The sequence below is a fragment of the Streptomyces sp. NPDC059009 genome (assembly GCF_042740175.1).
In the GTDB taxonomy this organism is placed as follows: domain Bacteria; phylum Actinomycetota; class Actinomycetes; order Streptomycetales; family Streptomycetaceae; genus Streptomyces.
Genome location: NZ_JBHYJB010000009.1, coordinates 1 through 4,410 on the forward strand (window position 1 = coordinate 1; position 4,410 = coordinate 4,410).

At 70.7% G+C, this 4,410-nt stretch carries 3 protein-coding genes and 1 pseudogene; 3 read left to right on the plus strand and 1 reads right to left on the minus strand.

Going from position 1 to position 4,410, the window contains the following annotated elements:
• Positions 1-113, plus strand: a pseudogene (locus ACFWYM_RS10830) (ketol-acid reductoisomerase); the annotation flags it as partial.
• 260 nt (positions 114-373) lie between these two features.
• On the plus strand, positions 374-1,978 hold the full coding sequence (gene serA / locus ACFWYM_RS10835; protein WP_384833365.1) for a phosphoglycerate dehydrogenase: 1,605 nt from the start codon (positions 374-376) through the stop codon (positions 1,976-1,978).
• A 105-nt stretch (positions 1,979-2,083) separates the two neighbouring features.
• On the opposite strand, the gene ACFWYM_RS10840 is transcribed toward serA, so the two are convergent.
• Entirely contained in the window at positions 2,084-3,622 is a 1,539-nt protein-coding gene (locus ACFWYM_RS10840; protein ID WP_384833369.1) for an MFS transporter, read from the minus strand.
• An 83-nt stretch (positions 3,623-3,705) separates the two neighbouring features.
• Here ACFWYM_RS10840 and ACFWYM_RS10845 point away from each other — a divergent pair, with 83 nt between their 5' ends.
• Complete coding sequence (locus ACFWYM_RS10845) at positions 3,706-4,290, plus strand: TetR/AcrR family transcriptional regulator (RefSeq protein WP_384833372.1); 585 nt, start codon at positions 3,706-3,708, stop codon at positions 4,288-4,290.
• The last annotated feature ends 120 nt before the right edge of the window (positions 4,291-4,410 follow it).

Sequence of the window (4,410 nt, forward strand, 5' to 3'; positions counted from 1 at the left end):
GTGGTCTGAAGAAGTACAACGAGTACAAGACCCAGGACGAGAACCACCTCCTGGAGACCACCGGCAAGGAGCTGCGCAAGCTCATGAGCTGGGTCAACGACGACGACAAGTAGTCGGTCGGGCCACGGGGCCGGGGCATGCGCCCCGGCCCCGTCGGCTCTGTGCAGCTATCTGCCACCGCCCTTGTCCGCGGCGTCCAGCCACGGAAGGGTGATCCTTACAGGGAGGCGTAAGACGCCCTCCCGCGCGCCACTACACTTCTGCCATCAACAACGCGTCAGGCCCACAGCGTCGTGCGTCTTCCACGCGGCAAGCACCCTCCACCGCCAGCGGCCACGGGACGGTCGCCCGCAATGGATCTGTGAGGACTCACGTGAGCACTTCTGCCACCGGCAAACCGGTTGTACTCATCGCTGAAGAGCTGTCGCCCGCCACCGTCGACGCCCTGGGACCGGACTTCGAGATCCGCCAGTGCAACGGAGCGGACCGGGCCGAGCTGCTGCCCGCCATCGCCGACGTGGACGCCATCCTGGTGCGCTCCGCGACCAAGGTCGACGCCGAGGCCATCGCCGCCGCCAAGAAGCTGAAGGTCGTCGCCCGCGCGGGCGTCGGCCTCGACAACGTCGACGTCTCCGCCGCCACCAAGGCCGGCGTGATGGTGGTGAACGCGCCGACGTCGAACATCGTCACCGCCGCCGAGCTCGCCTGCGGCCTCATCCTGGCCACCGCCCGCAACATCCCGCAGGCCAACACCGCCCTGAAGAACGGCGAGTGGAAGCGCTCCAAGTACACCGGCGTCGAGCTCGCCGAGAAGACGCTCGGCGTCGTCGGCCTCGGCCGCATCGGCGCGCTCGTCGCGCAGCGCATGTCCGCCTTCGGCATGAAGGTCGTCGCGTACGACCCCTACGTACAGCCCGCGCGCGCCGCGCAGATGGGCGTGAAGGTCCTCTCCCTCGACGAGCTGCTCGAGGTCTCGGACTTCATCACGGTCCACCTCCCGAAGACCCCGGAGACCCTCGGTCTCATCGGCGACGAGGCGCTGCACAAGGTGAAGCCCTCCGTGCGCGTCGTGAACGCCGCGCGCGGCGGCATCGTCGACGAGACGGCGCTGTACTCGGCGCTCAAGGAGGGCCGCGTCGCGGGCGCGGGCCTGGACGTGTACGCGAAGGAGCCCTGCACGGACTCCCCGCTCTTCGAGCTCGACCAGGTCGTCTGCACCCCGCACCTGGGCGCGTCCACGGACGAGGCGCAGGAGAAGGCGGGCATCGCGGTCGCCAGGTCGGTGCGGCTCGCGCTCGCCGGTGAGCTCGTCCCGGACGCGGTGAACGTCCAGGGCGGCGTCATCGCCGAGGACGTGCGCCCGGGCCTGCCGCTCGCCGAGAAGCTCGGCCGCATCTTCACCGCGCTGGCCGGCGAGGTCGCGGTCCGCCTGGACGTCGAGGTGTGCGGCGAGATCACCCAGCACGACGTGAAGGTGCTCGAACTCTCCGCGCTGAAGGGCGTGTTCGAGGACGTCGTCGACGAGACGGTGTCGTACGTGAACGCGCCGCTGTTCGCGCAGGAGCGCGGCGTCGAGGTCCGCCTGACGACGTCGAGCGAGTCCCCGGACCACCGCAACGTGGTCACGGTGCGCGGCACGCTCACCGGCGGCGAGGAGGTCTCGGTCTCCGGCACGCTCGCCGGTCCCAAGAACCACCAGAAGATCGTCGCCGTCGGCGGCTACGACGTGGACCTGGCGCTCGCCGACCACATGGTGGTGCTGCGCTACCAGGACCGTCCCGGCGTCGTCGGCACGGTCGGCCGGATCGTCGGCGAGGCGGGCATCAACATCGCGGGCATGCAGGTCTCCCGCGCGGACCAGGGCGGCGAGGCCCTGGCGGTCCTGACGGTCGACGACACGGTGCCGACGGCGGTCCTCGGGGACCTCGCGGCGGAGGTCGGTGCGGCGTCCGTCCGCTCGGTCAACCTCGTGGACTAGGGCGCCCCAGCGCGTAGTTGCCGGTTGCCACCGGCTTCGCCGAGTTCGTCCTTGAACGCCGGACGGGCTGGATTCCTCCAGCCCGTCCGGCGTTCGGCTTTCCGCTCAGACCAGTGCCGCCTCCCGCTCCGACTCGGCCCCGGCGTCTGCCTTCTCGGGCACCCTGACCTTACGCAGGCTCACCGCCGCAAGACCCGCGGCGGCCACCAGCAGAACCGCCCCCGCCAGCGCAGCGACCTGCATCCCGCTGGTGAACGCCTCCCGCGCGGCGGCAAGGAGCGTCGAGCCCGCCTCGCCCGGCAGGTGCCGCGCGACCGCCACCGCCCCGCCCAGCGTCTCCTGGGCCTCGGCGGGCGCGGACGAGGGGATCTCGCTCCGGTACACCGCGTTGCCGATGGAGCCGAGCAGCGCCATGCCCAGCGCGCCGCCGAACTCCTGCCCGGTCTCCAGGAGCGAGGACGCGGTGCCCGCCTTCTCGGCGGGGGCGGCACCGAGCGCCAGGTCCGTGAGCTGTGAGCCGATGACGACGGCGCCGCAGGCGAGGACGCCCGCACCGGCGAGCACGGTCCACATCGCATCCGTACCGGCCAGCGTGAGCAGGCCGTAGCCGCACGCCGAGGTCACGAAGCCGAGGGCGACGACGTGGGCGCGGTTCATGCCGCGCTGCACCAGGGCGGTGGCGACCGGCGCCGCGAAGCCGATGAGGACCGAGGGGAGCAGCGCCCACAGCGCGGCCTCCATCGCGCTCTTGCCGAGCACCGACTGCAGGTACTGCGTGGTGAAGTAGGCCGAACCCATCATCCCCAGCGCGGAGATGAGGTTGAGGGAGACGGCGGGGCCGAAGCCGTGGCCGCCGCGGAACAGGGCGGGGGAGATCATCGGGGACGCGGCGGTGCGCTGGCGCCGGACGAACAGGACGGCGAAGACGAGTCCGGCGGCGAGCGACACCGCGTACGGGAGCTCGAAGCCCTCGGCGGCGATCTCCTTGAGGCCGTAGACGACGGGCAGCACCGCGGCCATCGACAGCGGCACGCTCAGCAGGTCGAAGCGGCCCGGCTCCGGGTCCCTGAACTCGGGGATCAGGAGCGGCGCGAGGACCAGGAGCAGCACCATCGCGGGCAGGTTGACGAGGAAGACCGAGCCCCACCAGAAGTGCTCGACGAGGACGCCGCTCAGCACCGAGCCGAGCGCGATGCCCGCGACCATGACCGTCTGCCAGATGCCGATGGCTGTCGCGCGCTGCCTGGCGTCGACGAACATGTTCCGGATCAGGCCCATCGTGGACGGCATCAGGGTCGCGCCGCCGATGCCGAGGACCGCGCGGGCGGCGATGAGGGTCTCCGCGCTGTTCGCGTACGCCGCCGTGAGCGAGGCGGCGCCGAAGGCCGTGGCGCCGAACAGGAGCAGCTTGCGGCGGCCGATGCGGTCGCCGAGCGAGCCCATCGTGATCAGCAGCCCGGCGAGCACGAAGGCGTAGATGTCGAAGATCCACAGCTGCTGGGTGCCGCTCGGCTCCAGGTCCGCGTTGATCGCGGGGATCGCGAAGTAGAGCACCGAGACGTCCATGGAGACCAGGAGCAGCGGGAGCATCAGGACGGCGAGAGCGGTCCACTCCTTGCGCGTGGCGCGCGGTGAGTTCGTCATGCCTCGAACCATACGAGCGTCTTAAACGTTTGTCTAGTACGTGCGTATAGGACGGCCGTATGGATCAGGGGTAGGCTGCCCGCATGGGACACCGTGAGGATCTGCTCGAAGGCGCCAAGCGCTGCCTGCTGGAGAAGGGGTTCGCGCGTACCACCGCGCGCGACATCGTGAAGGAGTCGGGGACCAACCTGGCCTCGATCGGCTACCACTACGGGTCGAAGGACGCGCTGCTCGCGGAGGCGTACGTCGCCCTGATCGAGCCCATGGGCACGGCGTTCGAGGCGGCGGCGGACAGCGGCGGCATCGCCGCGGGGGGCCTGGAGCGGTTCCGGGACGGCTGGGCGAACATCATCCGCACGATGCCTCAGTCCCGGGCGATCTGGATGATGTCGCTCGAGGTCATCACGCAGGGCGAACGGCTCGCGGGCATCCGGGACTTGCTGGCCAAGGCGCAGGTGGAGGGGCGGCGCGGGCTCACCGCGATGTTCACGGGCATCGACGAGGACGCCCTCCCGCAGGACATGGTCGAGAGCGAGGGGCGCCTCTATACGACGCTGCTCAACGGCCTGATGGTGCAGTGGCTCTTCGACGAGGCGTCGGCCACGGATGCCGAGCAGCTCACGGAGGGGCTGCGGCGGGTGATGGAGCGGGTGTCGGACAGCCCCTGAAACGGCTGTGGTGGGGGGGGGGGTGTTTAGCCCCGACACCCCCGGCGCGGGCGCGACGCACGGGAGATGAGGGTAGGACATGTCCGGGCAGGGGGACGGGTTCTATCAAGCCGCGGGGGA